The organism is Acinetobacter sp. 24-47-62 (assembly GCF_056779765.1).
Window position 1 is genome coordinate 24,282 of record NZ_JBWYIN010000017.1, and the last position, 19,295, is coordinate 43,576.

The window sequence follows — 19,295 nt, forward strand, 5'->3', positions numbered from 1 at the left end:
GTGGTTTTTTTATTTAGAAAGCATTCATTAAAGAGACGCCAATACCCGCATAGGTAGCACGATGATTATAATCAATCAAACTCTCACCATACCCATCGAATAATTGAAAATGACCTCTAAGTTTGCCACTGATTGGAAATGCCCAATCAAATTGAACAGCTCCTCGAGAATCATCCCCACCCTTAAGTGAATGTCTTAACATCAAACTAAAATCATGATCATTCCAACGGTAAAAAGTCGTTAAATCACCACGACCAATGTAGTTTTTAATGTCAGGATTGTTATCATCATTAAAATCTTCTTCGATTCGATACCAAGGTCGAATCATCATAGCGAAATTATCACGCTCAAATCCTAAGTTCAGCATCACACGGTTCCAACTACGTGATAAAGGATCCGAACGTCCATTTGATTGATGATTTAGCGTTAAACCGAGTAAGCGACCATTTAAACCTAAAAATTCATAGTTGGTTCGAAACACAATACTTGCTTCAGGTTCATAATTCGTTTCACGAAATGGTCGTGATTCTTCAGAGTTGTAAACCTGCCAACGAGATGACTGGGTATAACCCAACCAAATATCGCCATTATTCCCGATTAAGTTTTCAACAGCTTTAGTTTTGAGTGAAATTTGAAACTTGGACTCTAAAGACTTTAAATTTTGATCATCTTCTACGGTGTTTTGAGGATTTGGGCTCGATGGAAATTCGTTCTTATCAGACGTCCAAAATGCAGGAAGTAAATATACAGGTTGATGTGCACGTATATTCCATGTACCTAATTTACTGTCTTCAGCCAATTCCCATCGTTTATCAAGCAATGATGAATTTGGTGTAATTACAGAACCTTCCACTGAAAACAAGTTTTCAACTTTTTGCTCAATTTTAGACTTTAAATCCTGAGGTTCAACCTGCGGTGCTGGTATTTCACGCGCGGCCTGACGCTCAGAAACATACGCAGGTTGCTCAAGTTCAGGGGCTTTGAACAATGCATCATAACAGGCTAAACGCTCTGCATTTGAATCAAGTGCAACGCACGCTTGTGGTGACGCTGGATTCGCTGGTACCACATCTGTTGCCCAAACTGTCTGTGTAGGCAAACACATAAACGACGACACACCCAACCATATTGGTGAACGTTTTATTCTATTTCGCATTGGCTAAGCCCCATTTTTAATTTTAATTCACTTGTTTTATTGAAAACCCAAGTTCTTCAAGTTGCTCTTTTTTAGCCATTGGTGCTACAACAGCCTTCGTTGGTTTTTGATTCACTAAATACGTTTCTGCTACACGCTTTAGATCATCTAACGTTACATTGAGCAAACGCTCTCGTAAAGTTTTTCTGAATTGAGGCGTACGTCCATGCAATAATGCATAACATGCAGTAATTGCTTCACCTGCTGGAGAACCAGGCTTATCCATGCTCGATACAAGACCAAGAATCGCCTCTTCAAGTTGGTGTGGTTTTTGTTCAGTATTCAATAACCAATCAATACTTGCTTCAAAATCTTGGAAAGTTTCTGCTAAACGTGGATCACGATAACTATAGAATCTAAATGCACAAGCATTGCCATCATAGCTTGCACCACCACCATAAGCGCCTCCTTTTTCACGGATTGCACTATGTAGGAAACCATTACGTAGATAACCCGCAAGCACCATTAACGGTGCTGCATCCGGATGAGAAACTTCAACTGCTGGATAAGCAGAAGCACAGAATTGGACATTGGATTGAATCAGCCATGCTTCGTCATTTTGCGTTTGTTCAAAATTAACTTCAGCAAGACGCACTGGCTCACGCTTCACTTCAAGTTTATCCCAAACATTTTGAATTTCTTCAATTAAACGTTCAGACTGTTGCTCTTCACAGACCAGTAGGAACTGTTTAGGCGCGAGTAACAACAAACGGTGAATATTTTGCAACTCTTGAATGAGGTTCGCATATGCTTGTTCATCTGTTTCAATGCTTTGAACAAGCTCGCTCAGCCAATTAAGCGCACCTAAGCCGGTATTATTATAATAACGCAATGCCAATGCACTCATATTACGAGAAGCAATCTGCATGGCATAGCTATGTCCAGAACCAGACAAACGGGATGCCCAACGCGTCTTACGCTGTTGTAAAAGTTCAATAATACGGTCCTTTTCATCAAAACGCAGTTTCTCAAATGCCAGTTTTAACAATTGAATCGTATCTAGTTTGTGGGCAAGCGATTTGGTTGTCAGCGTTAAAAATGCGCTAATTTTACCTTTATCATCAACTTTACTACGTAGAGATGCCCCCATACCAAGGCCACCACTTACCGCTGTTTGTAATTGCTGTAATTCTAAATAATTATATTGACCTGCACCAACCTCCCCCATGAGCACGGAGAGTAAGTTAAAGTAAGGTGATTTCACGACTTGATCAGGAATTTGAATAATCACTTGTTGATAATAAATTCCGTTAGTACCAGCATGGTATAAGTTCAAGGGTGTATCTAAGTTATTAGAAATGATTTCTCTCAATTGACCTTGAACGACTGGAAGTTCGGCAGGAATATCGTCTAAACCAACTTTCGGCAATAAATCTAAGTTATCAGGAGTTGCCTGTCTTTCATTTAATGCCTCAGTCTGGCGTACAATTTCCGCTTTTTCATCATCTGTTAAGCGTGCGCCTATATCAGCTAAACGCTGTTTTTCTGCTTCAGCCTCTAATTTCGACTTATTCGCATCTGGTACAAGCGTCATCTGTACACGATGCGGATTATCAATCAAATGGGTCTTGATCAGATTAGGCAACCACATCGGGTCTTTCAACTGCTCTTTCACTTGCTCAATGGTCGAATCTACGTCCCAAACATGTATTGGATCATTATGATGAATTGCACTGCTTAAACCATTGAGGATGAGGCTTAGACCATAAGGCGTGCCATCTCCACCAATTTCTCGTTGGTGTAATTCAATTTGATGCAAAATCGCATCAACCAATGACTGATCTACAGGCTTCGAGGCAACCTCGTTCAGCACATTCAACACACCGTTTTTGAATGTTTCTGCATGTTCAGGATTTGAACCTTGAATACCACAGTAGAAAGTCATTTCATAGTTAGAATCATCAAGACCTAAAATTGGTCCTGTAGATTGAGCATAACCACACGTTTCTAAATAGTGACGTAATGGTGAAGCAGAATCTTCCAATAAGATCCCTTCAGCCAAACGTAAGCCTAAACGAAGTTGAATATCACTAGATTCAGGAAGTAACCATGCCAGTACATGGTAGGTTTTATCTTTCAAATCTTCAGCATCTACCGCGTAAGTCTCTGTCACCTCAATAGGTGCTTCTAGACGCTCTTCTGGTGTCGAATATAAGGTTTGACCTTTCTTAAACTTAGATAACGCTAAAGTTTCAAACTGCTCTTGTAACTCATAGGCAGATTGATTACCAAAAGTCATGAAAATAGCGTTACTTGGATGATAATGTGACTTATAGAAACTGACTAACTCTTCGTAAGTTAAATCAGGAATATCCTTAGGATCACCACCTGAATTATAGTGGTAAGTCGTTTTAGGGAATAAATGATGAGCAAGTTGGTGATATAACTGATCTGAAGGCGAACTCATTGCACCTTTCATTTCATTAAAAACCACACCCTTGTAAACAGGCTCACCATTTTCCAACTCAATTCGGATACCTTCTTGAGCGAAATCCAAAGGGTTTAAATTGGCTGCAAATGCTGCATCCAAATAGACGGAAAGTAAGTTTTGGAAATCTTTTTTATTCTGTGTCGCAAATGGATAAGCTGTCCAATCGGCAGCTGTAAATGCGTTCATAAACGTATTTAGAGAACGACGGATCATTAAAAAGAATGGATCACGTACAGGAAATTTTTCAGAACCACATAATGCAGTATGCTCAAGAATGTGTGCTTCGCCTTTTGAATCCATCGGTTGTGTACGGAAAGCAACTAAAAAAACATTTTCATCATGTTCAGTTGCTAGATGAAAATGCACAGCGTCAGTTTCTTTATGACGGTATTCTGAAACTAATATATCGAGTGCGGCTACATGATGTTGACGTACCAACTGAAACGCGGGATGAACGGTGTTTTGAATGGTTTCAGTAACATCTACGGTCATGTGTGCTCCTTAATTTACATAAATTTTAACAAAGATCATTATACTGATAGTTCAATACAATTCATCATTTATACAACAAACTCCAACTATTTTCCGAGTAAAATAGTCAGATTAAAACTAAATCAATAAAACTATATCTGAATTAAATGATTCATTTCGATTAAATGTGGGTTAAAGCTTGAAAATCAAGCTATACGCTACTGAATTCAATCGCATTGGTGTAAAATCGTTTTCTTTTTTCGTGATGTGAATTTAGACATGGCTAAAGTTGACCTTTTTGCGATTGGCAATGCCCTCATTGACCAAGAATTCAAAGTATCTGATGAATTTCTTTTAGAGCAAAATTTGCAAAAAGGTACTATGCAGCTTACAGATGGGGAAACTCAAGCCCGTCTATTTCAAAACTTAAAAAATTCTCAAGAATATAAAGGTCAAGCCTCTGGGGGATCTGCAGCTAACTCAACAGTGGCTTTTAGTGCCTTAGGTGGTCAAGCGTTTTATGGATGCCGTGTCGGGAATGATGATCTTGGAGCGTTGTACTTAAAAGGTCTAAATGATGCAGGAATACAAACCTCTGAACGTTCGATCAGTGAAGGCGTAACTGGGACTTGCATGGTTTTGGTCAGTCCTGATTCAGAACGTACCATGCATACTTTCTTAGGTATTACAGCTGAACTCAGTAATGAGCAAATTGATTTTGAAGCGCTAAAAACCGCTAAATGGTTATATATAGAGGGTTACCTTTCTACGAGTGATACGGCACGAGCTGCCGTGAAGCAAGCGCGTGCAATTGCGAAAGCAAATAATGTTAAAATTGCGTTAACGCTCTCTGATCCTGCTATGGTGCAGTACGCGCGTACAGGCTTGGACGAATTATTAGATGATGGTGTAGATGTTCTATTCTGTAATGAACAAGAAGCATTGATGTATACACAAACTGATGACTTACAAAATGCTCTTGCTGCACTTAAAAAATTAAGCTCTACCGTCATTATTACGCTTGGCGCAGACGGCGCTCTTGTAGCAACGGAATCAACTGAACTTCAAGTGAAAGGACGTAAAGTTGTTGCTTTAGACACGAACGGTGCTGGTGATGCTTTCTCTGGTGCATTTTTATATGCATTAAATGCTGGTAAAGATTTACAAACAGCGACTGAATTGGCTATTTTAATCTCAAGCCAAGTGGTTGCTCAATTTGGTCCACGTTTAGACGTAGCTGATTACGCTAAACTTCTTAAAGAATTTCAAATAGAAGTCGCATAAAATGAATAAAATTTGCATGACTGAAGACATTCCTGAAAGAGAATCTCGATCTTTTGAAACTGAAAATGGTGACAACATTTTCATTACGCAACGAGATGGTTGCTTCTATGCGTATCAAAATGTATGCCCACATTTGCAAGTTGAGCTCGAGTTTCTTGAAAATCAATTCTTAGATCGTGATCAAGAGTTCATTGAATGCTCTACTCATGGTGCTTTATTTGATGTAGAAACTGGTGTGTGCATTTCAGGCCCATGCCAAGGTGAATCTTTAGAAAAAGTCGAGATTAAAGTTCATTCTGATGGTGGAATTTACTTAGAATCTTAAGTCATGAGGTGAATGACATGCTGGCATTTTTAATGGAAATTGATTTAATGCCATTTCATATGTGCGTGTTTGCATTGCTAATGCTCAGCATGGCTGAAACCTTAGGCTATTTTGTTGGCTTAAGACCTAGTCAATTTATAAAAAAATTAACACCTTATTGGCTTATTCGCCTTCCTTTGCTTCAAGTTAAATTTTCCAAAGTTCTCATTCTTGTTTTTTTTCTGATCAATTTTAGTTTTGCTGGATATTTTCTTCAGCTCATTGTATTTGCAAGCCAGAAAACCTTTCTAGCTTGGTACTATGTTTTATTACCCGCTTTAATTATCGCAATCTTCTTTACGGTATTTATGATTCATTGTTTGGATCAAGTGATCAAACCCAAGTACAAATCCGAGCACTCAAATTTGCTTGGTCGACTAGCAACTGTTTCCAGTGGTAATGCACGACCTGGCTTCTCTGCTCAAGCACGCGTTCGCGATGAATTCGGTCAATTACATTATGTACAAGTTGAACCAGAGTTTGGGGAACTTGAATTTCAATCTCAAATCCTCCTGATCCGTGCAAAAAGATCTCATTTTATTGCTAAAAAAATTGCAAAAACAAATCAACTTTTCAATGTTGATCAGCATTAATTAGCTATTACCCCACTTCAATTATATGCATTTGATTTGAAAATAGTTCATTCAAGGTGTTTTGTGACGCCTATTAAATTTAAATCCAACCAACTCAACGATTATATAAAAATTAATAAAATCCTTATAACCAACCATTTTAATCAGATTTAAAACCAACCAATTTAATAAGCTTTAAAACAAAAATCATATTATTTTAGTTGGAATTAAAATATTAATACCAAGTAATTTAGTCTATTTTATTTTTAAATATAACCATTTTAGTTAGATTTAATTTTATTAAAAATATAAATTATAAATAACTGTTTTTATTATATTTTTTATATTAAAAATATTTATGACTATGAAGTGTTTATTTTAAATAAAAAAAAGATAATAATATTAAGAATAGATTTAAATAATGCATTTAAATATGATGATTAAACCTTCAAGTTTAAATAAAAATTTAATCAAAGAGATTACTTTGATTCTTATTATCAAAGTAATCATTCTTATCGTGATTAAAAATATCTGGTTTGATACACCTACCATTCCCAAAAACTTTGACCATCAAGTCGCTGAACGAATTACGGGCAGCGAACTTAAAATGAAGGAGACACGTTGATGATTTCTGAAAGCGTGGTCGATCTATCGCGGTTTCAATTTGCAATGACCGCAATGTATCACTTTATATTTGTACCCCTCACTCTAGGTTTGGCATTTATCCTTGCCATCATGGAAACCACCTATGTCATTACAGGTAAAGAGATTTACCGAGACATGACCAAGTTTTGGGGTAAGTTATTCGGGATCAACTTTGCTTTAGGGGTAACCACTGGACTAACGATGGAATTCCAGTTTGGTACAAACTGGGCTTACTACTCACATTATGTAGGTGACATTTTCGGTGCGCCATTAGCAATCGAAGGATTAATGGCCTTCTTTTTAGAATCTACTTTTATTGGTTTATTCTTTTTCGGCTGGGAACGTCTTTCTAAAGTCCAACATTTATGTGTGACATGGTTAGTGGCTTTAGGCTCTAATATGTCAGCACTTTGGATCTTGGTTGCAAATGGTTGGATGCAAAACCCTGTCGGGGCCGCATTTAACTATGAAACCATGCGAATGGAGCTGGTAGATTTTGCCGCACTAATATTTAACCCAGTGGCACAAGTTAAATTTGTCCATACTGTTTCTGCGGGTTATGTGACTGGTGCAATTTTTGTATTGGCAATATCAAGTTATTACCTACTTAAAAAACGTGATTTGGCCTTTGCCCGTCGTTCATTTGCCATTGCTGCTATTTTCGGTCTTGCTTCGACATTATCCGTAATTTTACTGGGTGATGAATCAGGATATGAATTAGGTGATGTTCAGAAAACCAAACTCGCTGCAATTGAAGCAGAATGGGATACACATCCAGCACCAGCTGCATTCACATTATTTGGTATCCCCAATCCCGAGACGCAAACAACAGACTATGCTGTGAAAATTCCATATGTCATGGGTTTAATCGCGACTCGCTCTACAACTGAACAAGTCACAGGGATCAAAGATTTAATCGCACAACATGAGCAACGTATCCGTAATGGTATGGTCGCTTACGCACAGCTTGAACAACTTCGTGCTGGAGATCAATCACCAGAACTCAAAGCTGCATTTGACGAGACTCAAAAAGATTTGGGTTATGGTTTATTGTTGAAGAAATACACACCAACTGTGGTTGATGCTACTGAACAACAAATTAAATCTGCAGCTTTAGATACTATCCCTCATGTTCCAAGTTTATTTTGGGCATTTAGAGCGATGGTGGCGTCAGGTTTCTTGATGCTCTTGTTGTTCATTCTTGCAACGTACGCTGTCATGAAACGTAATGCTGAAAATAAAACCTGGTTGCTCAAGTTTGCACTGATCGCCCTTCCACTTCCATGGATTGCAGCTCAAACAGGTTGGTACGTTGCTGAAGTTGGTCGTCAACCATGGACTATTGGTGAAGTTTTACCAACTCACCTATCTGCATCAAGTATTAGTTCAGCGGATGTATGGGGTTCAATTTTAGCACTTGCTGCTTTCTATACAGTGCTGCTCATCATAGAAATGTATTTAATGATCAAATTCTCAAGACTAGGACCAAGCTCTTTACATACTGGAAAGTATCATTTCGAAAAACTAGCAGCAGCCAATAAGTCAACTGAGGAGATTTAACATGATTGAATATGAACTTCTCAAAATCATTTGGTGGGTATTGGTCGGCGTCCTCCTTATTGGGTTTGCTTTGACTGATGGATTTGATATGGGCTCTATGGCACTGATGCCGTTCGTCGGTAAAGATGATGAAGAGCGTCGTGCTGCTATCAACACGATTGCACCACATTGGGATGGAAACCAAGTTTGGTTTATTACGGCGGGTGGTGCACTTTTCGCAGCTTGGCCAATGGTATATGCAACAGCTTTCTCGGGTATGTACTGGGCGCTGTTACTCGTATTATTTGCTTTATTCCTTAGACCTGTTGGTTTTGACTATCGCTCTAAGCTCGAAAATACTAAATGGCGTAATGCTTGGGATTGGGGCTTATGTATTGGCGGCGCAGTACCAGCACTCGTTTTTGGTGTTGCATTTGGCAATATGTTCCTTGGCATCCCCTTTACACTTGATGAAACTGTTCGTTCAACTTACACAGGAAGCTTCTTTGCACTTTTAAATCCATTTGCCTTGGTCTGTGGATTGGTCAGTTTGACGATGCTTGCTGCGCATGGTGGTGCATGGTTAATGCTACGCACTGAAGGTGCATTAAGAACACGCTCTGCTCAAGCTACACGATATATGAGTATTCTTTTTCTCATCTGTTTTCTCGGTGCTGGTGCATGGTTGTATTTCGGCAATATCGAAGGCTACACGCTTGTAACACCTTATGATACGAATGGTGTTGCTAATCCACTTGCTAAAGAAGTACTCACTAATGCCAATCATGGCTGGATGAACAATTATTCTATTTATCCAATCACAATATTGGCACCGGTAATGGCGATTATCGGAGGAATAATTGTGGTTTTAGCATCGTCTAAAAATAAAGCGGGACTTAGTTTTCTGGGTACATCGTTCGCTGTGATTGGCACAATTCTCACTGCTGGTTTTGCCCTATTCCCATTCCTGATGCCATCTAGTATTCATCCAAACATTAGCTTGACGATGTGGGATGCAGTATCTAGCCAAATGACGCTTTCAGTAATGACTGTTGCTGCGTGTATTTTTGTTCCGCTGATCTTGGCATACACCACTTGGTGTTACTACAAAATGTGGGGTGTGATCACCAAGAAACATATTCAAGACCACACGCATAGTCTGTATTAAAACCGAATCACTGTTAGGAGATAATTATGTGGTACTTCGCATGGATACTAGGTGTGTTGATGGCATGTTTCGCGAGTGTACTTGCAGCCATTTACATGGAACAACATCAAGACTTAGATGGTGAATGAAATGAGTGAGCTTGCAATGTCAAATTCTGAAAAACGTAAATACTCATTCGCAATGATCATTTCATTTCTGATGGCATTGCCTCTCGCTACCATATTACTCATCCACCCAAGTCTGATGTTGGATGCAAGTGGTAATTACAGTCATCGTGCCATGATGCTGATTATGATTGGAATATCTGGTGGATTTATCCATGGCGTAGGGTTTATACCACGTTATTGGATATGGAAGTATTTATTTAGTCCATTTGTAGCATGGCCATTGATGATTTATGGTTACTATACTTGGCTGTTCACTTAATTTATAAAAAAGCCCTCTATGAGGGCTTTTTTATATCTGTTTATGAAATATTAAATGTTTTATTGCGTTGCAAGCCAAGTCATAAATTTTTGACGTTCCTGCTTTGAAGAATTTTTCCATACTTCAATCAACGTCTGACCAACATGAGTATTTGAATTTGTATTTTTAATGTCAGCTTGTTCCACTGTTTGAGTATTTATTGATGATGAACTTGACTTGATCATTGGGCTAGCTTGTGGCTCATTATGCAATATCTGATTGATCGTACCGCCTAGCAAACTTTGCGAGGTCATTTGAACAATCAGATTATTTGAAATGAGTTGATTATTTTGATTATAAATTGCCAATTGAGGATTTTTGGCGAATGTTTTTGCTTGGTCCAAATCTCGTGGTGGATGAATTAAATCCAATTTGTATGACTTATTATCCTCTAGGGTTGGCAATTTCAAAGTAAGAATATCCGACTTTACGATCTCATGATTATTTAAAGGTAGTTCAAAGTATTGATTATATCGAACATTCACCAAAGGTTGATTCACATCAATTTGGTATTGTTTTTTTGATTTAAATAGTCCTGATTTAACCTCTTGATTATTCACTGAAATTACGACCAGTTCCTCTGGAACCACCAAGGTCGCCCCTGCAAAAATTTGACTGCTCAAACCCGTAAATATCAATGCAGACGCAATTTTTAATTTCATAAATAACTCAATATTAGATTGTTAGATATGACTACTATGCTACCAAGCGATGACAATTTAATGACAGAACTCGTCATAAAAAAAGGCACCGAAGTGCCTTTATATGATTTGGATTAATTAAAAGTTTTAAAACGAATCTCGTCATCAATAAACGTTTTATCTCCAGCGGGCGCTTCGATTGAACCGAGCACAAGCTGAGCACGAAGTTTCCAAGAAGCTGGAATTTCAAATGTTGAAGACACTTCTTCATCCACAATTGGATTGTAATGTTGTAATGATGCTCCAATATTTTTTTCTGACAATGCAGTCCAAACCGCAAATTGAGCAATAGCTGTTGAATGTTCAGACCAGATTGGGAAATTCTCAGCATAAAGTGGGAATTGCTCTTGTAAACCTTTCACCGTATCTTGATCTTCATAAAACAATACAGTTGCATGACCCGCTTTAAAGCTATTGATCTTATTTTGAGTTCCCTCAAATGCTTCTGCAGGAACAATTTTACGTAAAGTTTCTAAAACGATATTCCAAAATTTGTCATGTGACTCACCAAAAAGTGTTACAACACGTGATGTCTGTGAGTTAAATGACGATGGACTTTGACGTACCGCTTCTTTAATGGTTTCTCCAATCTGAGTATTGTCTAAAGAAACATTCTTACCAATTGAATAGATGGTACGGCGATTTTTAATTTGATTTAGAAAAGACATAACTTATTCCTTATTTTTAACATTCATTGTGTGCTAACGATGATGCTATCTTATTCATATTACGAAACCTTTTCAGCCTTATCTTTATAACAAAGTGTTCTATTTTTGGAACAAATTGCGTATTTAATGTATTGAGTCAAAAGATTCGGCTTTCTCATATTTGATTAACTTTATGAATTTTAAATATTTATAAAAAAAGCTCCGTATATGGAGCTTTTTAAATTAACCCAAGAATGATTATTTTTCGTTATCAAATAATGCAGCGACAAATGATTTTGCTGAGAAAGGTCTCAAATCATCAATCTTTTCACCTACACCAATAAATCGGATTGGCACATGTGTACGGCTCGCAATGTTAAATAGCACACCACCCTTTGCCGTACCATCCAATTTGGTAATAGTTAGACCCGTTAAACCTACAGCTTCATCAAACATTTCAACTTGGTTAATCGCGTTCTGTCCTGTGCCAGCATCCACAACAAGCATCACTTCGTGCGGTGCAGTCGCATCAATTTTCTGCATAACACGTTTTACTTTTTTGAGCTCTTCCATCAAGTGACCTTTGTTATGCAAACGCCCTGCGGTATCTGCAATCAATACATCGATCCCTTTCGCTCGTGCACTTTCAAAAGCATCAAAAATTACAGAAGCACTATCTGCACCATGACCTTGTGCAACGACATGAATATCGTTACGTTCACCCCAAATTTGTAGCTGTTCAGTCGCCGCAGCACGGAAAGTATCGCCTGCCGCGAGCATGACTTTTTTACCTTCACCTTGCAATCGTTTTGCGAGTTTACCAATCGTGGTTGTCTTACCTACACCATTTACACCTACAACCAAAATCACATAGGGATTTTTATTCGGATCGATATGTAACGGTTTGACACGTGGTGCTAATAAAGCAACTAATTCTTCTTGAAGAGCTTTATAGAGAGAATGAGAGTAGATCAAATCGCCACGCGCAGTTCTTTCAGTCAAATTGGCAATAATTGTTTTCGTCGCCTCTACCCCAATATCTGCGACCAATAATTGCTCTTCAACTTCTTCGAGCAGCTCATCATCAATCTCTTTACCACCGACTAGAATATTCATCATTCCATCAGCTAAATTTTTACGAGATTTTGATAAGCCTTCTTTCATACGACTGAAGAAACCACCTTTCGGTTTTGTTTCTTCAACGGCCGGCACCGTTTCCAGCTTTTCTACTTCATTGTTTTCGATAATAGGCACATTAACGGCCGGGAGGCTCGGTAAGGTGACATCGTCATCACCAATATCCGCATCAATCAAGAATTTATTTTGCTGTTCTTGCATGCCGATTCCTTGAAAAGCATTGCGATTAAAAGAATGGAGTTTAGCATAGATTGCTTTAAATTCACGATCTGCAATTACTTTTAAAACGATCAACCAAATTGCAACAGTTCAATCTTGAATAAATATACGACATCATCAAGAATAATTTTAAAGTCATTATTCGGATTAATTGTGTCTCTCAGCCGGCTCAAATTCTCTCTGCAACTCATTTTCAAACAGACAATCATCATTGCTGCGATTACATCAGCACCGATAATGACATTTGCAAATCAACAAACTGCTCAACTCTCTCGAAATACCGTCGAAACAACACTGGACAATGGTTTAAGAGTCATTGTTAGAGAAGATCATCGCGCACCTGTAGTAATTAGCCAAATCTGGTATGCCGTCGGCAGTAGTGACGAGTCAGGGAATTTACTCGGCATTTCACACGTCCTAGAACATATGATGTTCAAAGGCACTAAAAAAGTACCGAATGATGAATTTACACGCCTTAGTCGAATTTATGGTGGTAGTGTCAATGCATTCACATCCACAAATTACACCAATTACTATCAATTCTATCCTAAAAAATATCTTCCACTGGCATTAGAGTTAGAAGCTGATCGAATGCAAAATTTAGTTCTGCGCCAAGAAGATTTCGAACCCGAAATTAAAGTCGTGATGGCTGAACGACGGCAACGAACAGAGGATAATCCTCGAAACCTTGCTTTTGAAAGATTTAAATGGATTGCGTACCCGACCAGTCACTATCGCCAACCAGTGATTGGCTTAATGAAAAATCTGAATAACATTCAATTGAATGATTTAAAACAATGGTACGAAACTTGGTACGCGCCGAATAATGCAACATTAGTCATTATTGGGGATGTAGATCCTGAACAAACCATTCGAGAAGTCAAAAAATATTTTAATAAGATTCCAAAAAAATCCGTTCCTGAACGAAATGATGTGCTTGAATTTTCAAGAATTGGATATCGCTTCATGGAGCAATATCAGGCTGTACATGTACCCAACTTGTTTATGTCTTGGAATGTCAATTCCATTAAAACAGCAAAAAACCCTCAAGACGCCTACGCTTTAACCATTATTCAAAATCTATTGGACGGCGGAATTTCAGCACGCCTACAAGAGAGACTGATCCGAGATAAGCGAATTCTGACCTCAATTAATGTGAGTTATGATCCATATAATCGTGGGGATAGCCTATTTTTAATCTCTGCCATACCAGCTGAAGGTATTAGTCTTGAGCAAGCGCAAAAACGCATACAGCGGGAACTTGATTTATTCAAATCAGAATTGATCAATGAAAAAGAACTCAATCGGGTCAAGGCGAATTTCGTTTCCAATTTAGTGTATAGCCAAGATGATATTATTGGGCAAGCTCGACTCATTGGTTTGCTCAGCATCAATGATCTAGACTATCGCATGATTGATCAACTCCCTGATTACTTCGATAAAGTCACACCGCATGATTTACAACGCATTGCCAATATTTATTTTAATCGTGACAATTTGAGCGTTTTACATCTTTATCCTGAACAGAAAAACAACAACTAGGCGTTTTATGAATTATTTGTCTTCTCTATTTTTAACGAGTGTGTTGTTTAGTGCCATGTTGAGTTCACTGTCGCATGCGGAGGAACTTATAGAAGCGGAACCAATTGAACAGATCATTGAAGACGATCCCAGTGGTCTAAGCTCGATTAAAAACTTGTTAAGCTTAAAAGAAATCACAAAATCTTCCCAAAATTATAAAGCGCCTTTTGTTCAAGAACTTACAAACTCTTTAAATGTACGAACCTTATTTGTCGAAACGAATGATCTGCCAATGGTCGACATTCAAATTACATTCAATGCTGGTTCTGCACGAGATGAAGTCATTGGTCAAGGACTTTACGGTATATCCAATATGGCAGCTCGCCTTATGCTTGAAGGAACAGATCAGCTCAGTGCCAAACAGATTACCACCACATTTGAGGGATTAGGCGCCAAATATTCTTTCAACGCCTATCGTGATATGTTTGTTGTTCGACTAAGAGTATTAAATGATCCTGAAAAATTTGACCCTGCACTGAACTTACTACTGCATTTAATCAAGCATGCTACCTTTAAACAATCAGGCATTAATCTCGCGCTCAGTAATACTCAAATTGGGCAAAAACAACTTCAAGAGAATCCATCCAGACTAATGTCAATACAACTGTACCGTATGCTGTATGGAGATCATCCATATACTCAACCAACAGCTGGGACAGTCGGTAGTTTAAAAAACATTACGCCTGAATTACTCAAAGAATTTAGAGATCGATTGCTTGTCGCTCAAAATTCCAATATAGCAATCACAGGACAACTCACTCAAGATCAAGCTCAACAGATCTCGGAACTGATCAGTATCAATTTACCGCAAGGGCAAAAGCAGCCCGACCTTCCAACTCCCGTCAGTGAATCAGGTTTTAAAATTTCAGTACTAAAACGCGAAAGCCTACAAGCACATGCATTATTGGGTCATTTATCTTTAGAACGAGCACATCCAGACCGTGCCGCTTTGGAAGTTGCCAACAGAATGTTTGGTGGTGGGAGTTTTAATTCAATCTTATCAAAAGAGTTACGAGTTAAACGAGGACTCACCTATAGCGCATCGAGTACGCTGACTACACCACAGGTACCTGGCGTTTTTAGTTTTGGATATGCGACACAACAAGACCAATTGCTCGAAAGCTTAAAGCTCGCACATCGAGTATTCATTGACTTCAAAAAACAGCCAATTACTGACTCTTTGCTTAAAGAAAATAAAGAAAGTATTCTTCGGTCTTTTCCAATGACCTTAAATAGCAATGCAAATATTAATGCCCAAATCGCATCAATTGGTTTTTACGGACTTAATTCCAATTATCTAAATGAGTATCAGGAGCAGATTCGAAAATTAACTCGCCAAGATATTCAAAATGCAATACAAAAACATTTACACCCCGATCAAATGACTGTTATTGCTGTCTCTGACCGTGTCACTGCCAAGGAGATCGAAGAAATACTGAATCAAAATCTTGGGCTCAATCTGAATAAGATTGAAAACTAATCCAACTTTTCAATCGCTGGATAAATTTTTATATGAGCATTCTCGATATGATAAGCATTCAGCAAACGATAAAATTCAATATTTTTAATCTTAGGTTTTGCAAGTAACAAATTTGCCATTTCATGCGTTCGCTCTAAACGATTTTGAGCCGCGAGCGCTTGAACTTGTTCAAAGTGGGCTGAATTAATTGGACGATTCAGTGCAATACTAGAGACAATAAGAATAAAAAGTACAATGCCTATGATGAAAGCATTTTGAATCTGCTCAATATTTAATTGTGAGAAAAGATCAGACGAAATTTTTTTTAAATGGAGCATGTACAACCTCGGATTAGCTTAAGTGTAATCCGAGATGCTTTAAAAATATAGTGTTAACGTTGAATTTAGCAAGAACCATTATGCTAACAATGGCGCTTATTCACCTTTAAGAAACTACATTCTGCACAACACCAAAATATAAGATAGCAGCGATCACCGCGAGTACGATAAAAATAGTGAAAACACTTAAACCACCTTCAGCATCATCAGGGTGTTCTTCGTCAATGACGGCGATACGTTTTAATTCGCCGTCATAGTAGCGATAAAATTCAGCTTTCGCTGCAGGATCAAGCGTCTGCGTGTAATCATGCACACGTTTACGCTGCTCTAAACAGTAGTGACCTAAATGGATTTCTTGATGAAAAATTGCTTCATTAAGTTGTTTTTTATGATGATGTGCAAGCGCAATAATATCGGATGGCTCTGGTGGATTGCCAAATGTGAAACCATCAATGGTATTAGTCATAAGTCATTCTCCTTTATAGTTATTTACAGTTTTATCATAAACCCAATATAAAATGATTAAAGTTTAATCATGTAAGTATTTTTTAAAAGATTTATCTTGAAAATTTATTTGACAATTAACGCAAATTGTAATATTAGTTTAATATTACTTTGTTATATTCCATTTTGACCTAATTTAGGTCTTTATAACTGTAGTACTAATCATAATTAGAATAAGGAGTTTTATATGATTAAACAATTCTCTCAACAAGACCTCGAACATATGTATTCGAATGCTGTAAATACCATTCAATTTGAAATGAATTTTACAGACGCAGTTTCAGAACTTGAGAATGCAGCACGTGCGGGTCACGGTAAAGCAGCGATGTTTCTAGCTGAACTCTATCTTCAAGGTTTCCGTGTAGAACGTGATTCTTTGAAAGCACAGTATTGGCAAAACATGGCCACAATGCAAGCATAAATAAACGTCACATTCGTGGCGTTTTTTTAGCTTTTTCATTACATATTTGCTTACCAAACTTTAAATTAATGCAACTAAACTTTAAGAAAAAAACATTAGACTGAACTTATCATCATTGGTATTGAATCATTGAACGATCATGAACACCTTTGTACAGTTGCAACCAAATTCAAAGCATTTTTTACTCAAAGTTAATATCCTTAAAACCATGATGTATTGTGGAGTACTGTGGGGACTGTACAATCCAGAACATCAAGGTTGGGCCATCCGATCAATCAATCAAGAATACATATTCCCCTTCTGGCTCAATTCAGTGCAGGCTTTACATTATGCAAAAATTCACTGGCCGCACTATCAGCCTCGAAAAATAACGCCTGATGATTTTAAAAATTCACTACTCCCAACCCTAACGCGATTAAAAGTCACACCTGCCCTGTGCAATCATCGAGATCGCCACTTTAAGCTCACTATTCCACACATGCAGATGCTATTTTTTCAGAATCATTTAAGCCCTTCTATTTAGCAGAAAATTCCACTAAAACGATTGTAAAGATTTTAGATTTCAGTTATTAACTTATGCATGGACGAATAACCAACAAGAGGAAACTTTATGACAACAGTAGCTCAAGTCCTACAAAATAAAAACAATTCAGAAATCTCTACCATCACACCTGATGCTACGGTTTTAGAAGCAATCACATTAATGGCAACAAAAGGTATTGGTGCCGTTGTTGTCGTACAGGATGAAAGACTTGTTGGAATTTTATCTGAACGGGATTACACGCGTAAAATTGCACTTATGCAACGTACATCTGACTTAACTACAGTCTCAGAAATTATGACTGGTACGGTTTTATCTGTAAGTAAAAGCAACACCGTAGATGAGTGTTTAGATTTAATGACAGAACGTCATATTCGCCATCTGCCAGTATTAGAAGACGATAGACTCGTCGGAATTGTATCTATTGGTGACTTAGTTAAAGCCGCGATGGAAGACCAAAAAGTGTTGATCGAACAACTTCAACAGTATATTTCAGGATAAAGCTAAGCTCCCATCTCGGGGGCTTTTTTGATAATTCCATCATGATCTCAATTTTGAACAATAGATTGAAATTGGTCATCTTTTACAATGATTTTCTTTTATTTAGTCATTGAACTATTTAAACAGCATCAGTAAAGTCATTACATTATGGAATTTTTTGCCTAAGGACTGATGATGTATAAAAAGTTATTGTGTTACACCGCTTTATTTGTAACTGCTTCCACTTATGCATCTGAACTTGAACCAACGATAAAGAATCAAATAGAGCTGCTAAAAAAAGCAAAAACATATCAAAAAAAGACACTTATCACGCCTGCATGTAATAACTATGAAAAAGCCTACAAAATGGGATATTTAGGGGCTGATCAAGATATGAAAAATCCAAGAAAAAACAAAGAATTTGTTGAAGCCGCCCTGCAAACTTCTGCCTGTTATACAAATTTGAATTATACAGAACAACCCCAAAAATGGCTCGAAGGCACTGTAACACTATTTAAGTTAAAAAATTATTTTGCAGTCCCAAACTTAGATGGCCGACTCAAAGAAATTCAAGATGAAATGATGTCGATCGCAGAAGTGCTATATTTCAAAAAAAATGCTGACTATCGCAATCCCTCTTCTGAAGTGACCAATGCCTGTGCTGCATCTGAAATTGGCTTCAAAATTGGTTATTTAGGTGATCCTGATAAAGCTAAAGATCCTGCATACAATGCAACATACGTACAACATGGTTTATTTCATGCCGCTTGCGTTTCTCTACTTCCATCCAAGGCTAAATCTGAGAATCCAGCATTTACGAGTTATTTGTCTTACGCAATTTTAAAAGAACTTGCCACCAAATATGACAGCAAAAAAGCACACGAACTAAGTGCACCAGCTGATGAAATTATGAAAACCATGGTTCAAGCTCAACAAGCTCAACAAGCTCAACAAGCTCAACAAGCTCAACAAGCTCAACAAGCTCAACAAGCGACTGAAACACTTGCTCAAGATCTTTCAATCGAAACGCCGCTCATTCCAATTGAAATTTCCTCCTTTGAAAATATTCTTACGCCTTTGAATGAAGAACCACCAGAAATGTAATTAAAAAAACCAGCCTAAGCTGGTTTTTT

At 37.8% G+C, this 19,295-nt stretch carries 21 protein-coding genes; 14 read left to right on the top strand and 7 right to left on the bottom strand.

Annotation, left to right across the window (positions count from 1 at the left end):
• Positions 1 to 13: 13 nt before the first annotated feature.
• Together AC1M87_RS13130 and AC1M87_RS13135 are read right to left on the bottom strand one after the other, a co-directional pair.
• The gene (locus tag AC1M87_RS13130) at positions 14 to 1,105 is read right to left on the bottom strand and encodes a phospholipase A (protein WP_481593968.1); all 1,092 of its coding nucleotides are present in this window, start codon (positions 1,103 to 1,105) and stop codon (positions 14 to 16) included.
• Between the two features lie 73 nt (positions 1,106 to 1,178).
• Positions 1,179 to 4,118: an insulinase family protein gene (locus AC1M87_RS13135; RefSeq protein ID WP_481593949.1), complete on the bottom strand. Its 2,940-nt coding sequence runs from the start codon at positions 4,116 to 4,118 to the stop codon at positions 1,179 to 1,181.
• A gap of 258 nt (positions 4,119 to 4,376) precedes the next feature.
• Here AC1M87_RS13135 and AC1M87_RS13140 point away from each other — a divergent pair, with 258 nt between their 5' ends.
• The 8 genes from AC1M87_RS13140 (at position 4,377) to AC1M87_RS13175 (ending at position 10,095) form a co-directional block, all read left to right on the top strand.
• Entirely contained in the window at positions 4,377 to 5,381 is a 1,005-nt protein-coding gene (locus AC1M87_RS13140; protein ID WP_481593950.1) for an adenosine kinase, read from the top strand.
• Positions 5,382 to 5,397: 16 nt separating this feature from the next.
• Positions 5,398 to 5,706: a Rieske (2Fe-2S) protein gene (locus AC1M87_RS13145; RefSeq protein ID WP_171076765.1), complete on the top strand. Its 309-nt coding sequence runs from the start codon at positions 5,398 to 5,400 to the stop codon at positions 5,704 to 5,706.
• A 17-nt stretch (positions 5,707 to 5,723) separates the two neighbouring features.
• A complete protein-coding gene (locus tag AC1M87_RS13150; protein WP_035266601.1) occupies positions 5,724 to 6,338 on the top strand; it encodes an OB-fold-containig protein in 615 nt (204 codons plus the stop codon).
• 412 nt (positions 6,339 to 6,750) lie between these two features.
• Entirely contained in the window at positions 6,751 to 6,942 is a 192-nt protein-coding gene (cydP, locus tag AC1M87_RS13155) for a cytochrome oxidase putative small subunit CydP (protein WP_481593951.1), read from the top strand.
• Complete coding sequence (locus AC1M87_RS13160; protein ID WP_035266593.1) at positions 6,942 to 8,522, top strand: cytochrome ubiquinol oxidase subunit I; 1,581 nt, start codon at positions 6,942 to 6,944, stop codon at positions 8,520 to 8,522. Before cydP ends, AC1M87_RS13160 begins: the two co-directional genes overlap by 1 nt.
• 1 nt (position 8,523) lies before the next feature.
• Positions 8,524 to 9,669: a cytochrome d ubiquinol oxidase subunit II gene (gene cydB, locus AC1M87_RS13165; RefSeq protein WP_481593952.1), complete on the top strand. Its 1,146-nt coding sequence runs from the start codon at positions 8,524 to 8,526 to the stop codon at positions 9,667 to 9,669.
• Positions 9,670 to 9,695: 26 nt separating this feature from the next.
• Positions 9,696 to 9,797 carry a cytochrome bd-I oxidase subunit CydX gene (gene cydX, locus AC1M87_RS13170; protein WP_035266590.1) on the top strand — a complete coding sequence of 34 codons (102 nt, stop codon included), beginning with the start codon at positions 9,696 to 9,698 and terminating at the stop codon, positions 9,795 to 9,797.
• A 1-nt stretch (position 9,798) separates the two neighbouring features.
• On the top strand, positions 9,799 to 10,095 hold the full coding sequence (locus AC1M87_RS13175) for a cyd operon YbgE family protein (RefSeq protein ID WP_092768427.1): 297 nt from the start codon (positions 9,799 to 9,801) through the stop codon (positions 10,093 to 10,095).
• Positions 10,096 to 10,154: 59 nt separating this feature from the next.
• On the opposite strand, the gene AC1M87_RS13180 is transcribed toward AC1M87_RS13175, so the two are convergent.
• From AC1M87_RS13180 to ftsY, 3 genes are all read right to left on the bottom strand, one after another.
• Positions 10,155 to 10,796, bottom strand: a complete 642-nt coding sequence (locus AC1M87_RS13180; RefSeq protein ID WP_481593953.1) for a DUF2057 family protein — start codon at positions 10,794 to 10,796, stop codon at positions 10,155 to 10,157.
• 113 nt (positions 10,797 to 10,909) lie between these two features.
• Positions 10,910 to 11,503, bottom strand: a complete 594-nt coding sequence (locus AC1M87_RS13185; protein ID WP_481593954.1) for a nitroreductase family protein — start codon at positions 11,501 to 11,503, stop codon at positions 10,910 to 10,912.
• Positions 11,504 to 11,740: 237 nt separating this feature from the next.
• Positions 11,741 to 12,820, bottom strand: coding sequence for a signal recognition particle-docking protein FtsY (ftsY, locus tag AC1M87_RS13190; RefSeq protein ID WP_035266635.1), 1,080 nt, complete (start codon positions 12,818 to 12,820; stop codon positions 11,741 to 11,743).
• A gap of 255 nt (positions 12,821 to 13,075) precedes the next feature.
• On the opposite strand from ftsY, the gene AC1M87_RS13195 reads away from it, so the two are divergent.
• Entirely contained in the window at positions 13,076 to 14,380 is a 1,305-nt protein-coding gene (locus tag AC1M87_RS13195) for a M16 family metallopeptidase (RefSeq protein ID WP_481593969.1), read from the top strand.
• A gap of 7 nt (positions 14,381 to 14,387) precedes the next feature.
• Positions 14,388 to 15,899: a M16 family metallopeptidase gene (locus AC1M87_RS13200; protein ID WP_481593955.1), complete on the top strand. Its 1,512-nt coding sequence runs from the start codon at positions 14,388 to 14,390 to the stop codon at positions 15,897 to 15,899.
• Here AC1M87_RS13200 and AC1M87_RS13205 read toward each other — a convergent pair.
• Together AC1M87_RS13205 and AC1M87_RS13210 are read right to left on the bottom strand one after the other, a co-directional pair.
• Positions 15,896 to 16,216, bottom strand: a complete 321-nt coding sequence (locus tag AC1M87_RS13205) for a hypothetical protein (protein ID WP_481593956.1) — start codon at positions 16,214 to 16,216, stop codon at positions 15,896 to 15,898. The genes AC1M87_RS13200 and AC1M87_RS13205 overlap by 4 nt on opposite strands.
• Positions 16,217 to 16,322: 106 nt before the next feature.
• A complete protein-coding gene (locus AC1M87_RS13210) occupies positions 16,323 to 16,682 on the bottom strand; it encodes a hypothetical protein (RefSeq protein WP_180028945.1) in 360 nt (119 codons plus the stop codon).
• Between the two features lie 225 nt (positions 16,683 to 16,907).
• On the opposite strand from AC1M87_RS13210, the gene AC1M87_RS13215 reads away from it, so the two are divergent.
• The 4 genes from AC1M87_RS13215 to AC1M87_RS13230 all read left to right on the top strand — a co-directional run bounded on the left by AC1M87_RS13215 (position 16,908) and on the right by AC1M87_RS13230 (position 19,266).
• Positions 16,908 to 17,141 carry an SEL1-like repeat protein gene (locus tag AC1M87_RS13215; RefSeq protein WP_035266572.1) on the top strand — a complete coding sequence of 78 codons (234 nt, stop codon included), beginning with the start codon at positions 16,908 to 16,910 and terminating at the stop codon, positions 17,139 to 17,141.
• A 139-nt stretch (positions 17,142 to 17,280) separates the two neighbouring features.
• On the top strand, positions 17,281 to 17,664 hold the full coding sequence (locus AC1M87_RS13220) for a DUF2750 domain-containing protein (RefSeq protein ID WP_035266570.1): 384 nt from the start codon (positions 17,281 to 17,283) through the stop codon (positions 17,662 to 17,664).
• An 87-nt stretch (positions 17,665 to 17,751) separates the two neighbouring features.
• Positions 17,752 to 18,183, top strand: coding sequence for a CBS domain-containing protein (locus tag AC1M87_RS13225; protein WP_035266567.1), 432 nt, complete (start codon positions 17,752 to 17,754; stop codon positions 18,181 to 18,183).
• 174 nt (positions 18,184 to 18,357) lie between these two features.
• Positions 18,358 to 19,266 (top strand): hypothetical protein, encoded by a 909-nt coding sequence (locus AC1M87_RS13230; RefSeq protein WP_481593957.1) that lies wholly within the window; start codon positions 18,358 to 18,360, stop codon positions 19,264 to 19,266.
• The last annotated feature ends 29 nt before the right edge of the window (positions 19,267 to 19,295 follow it).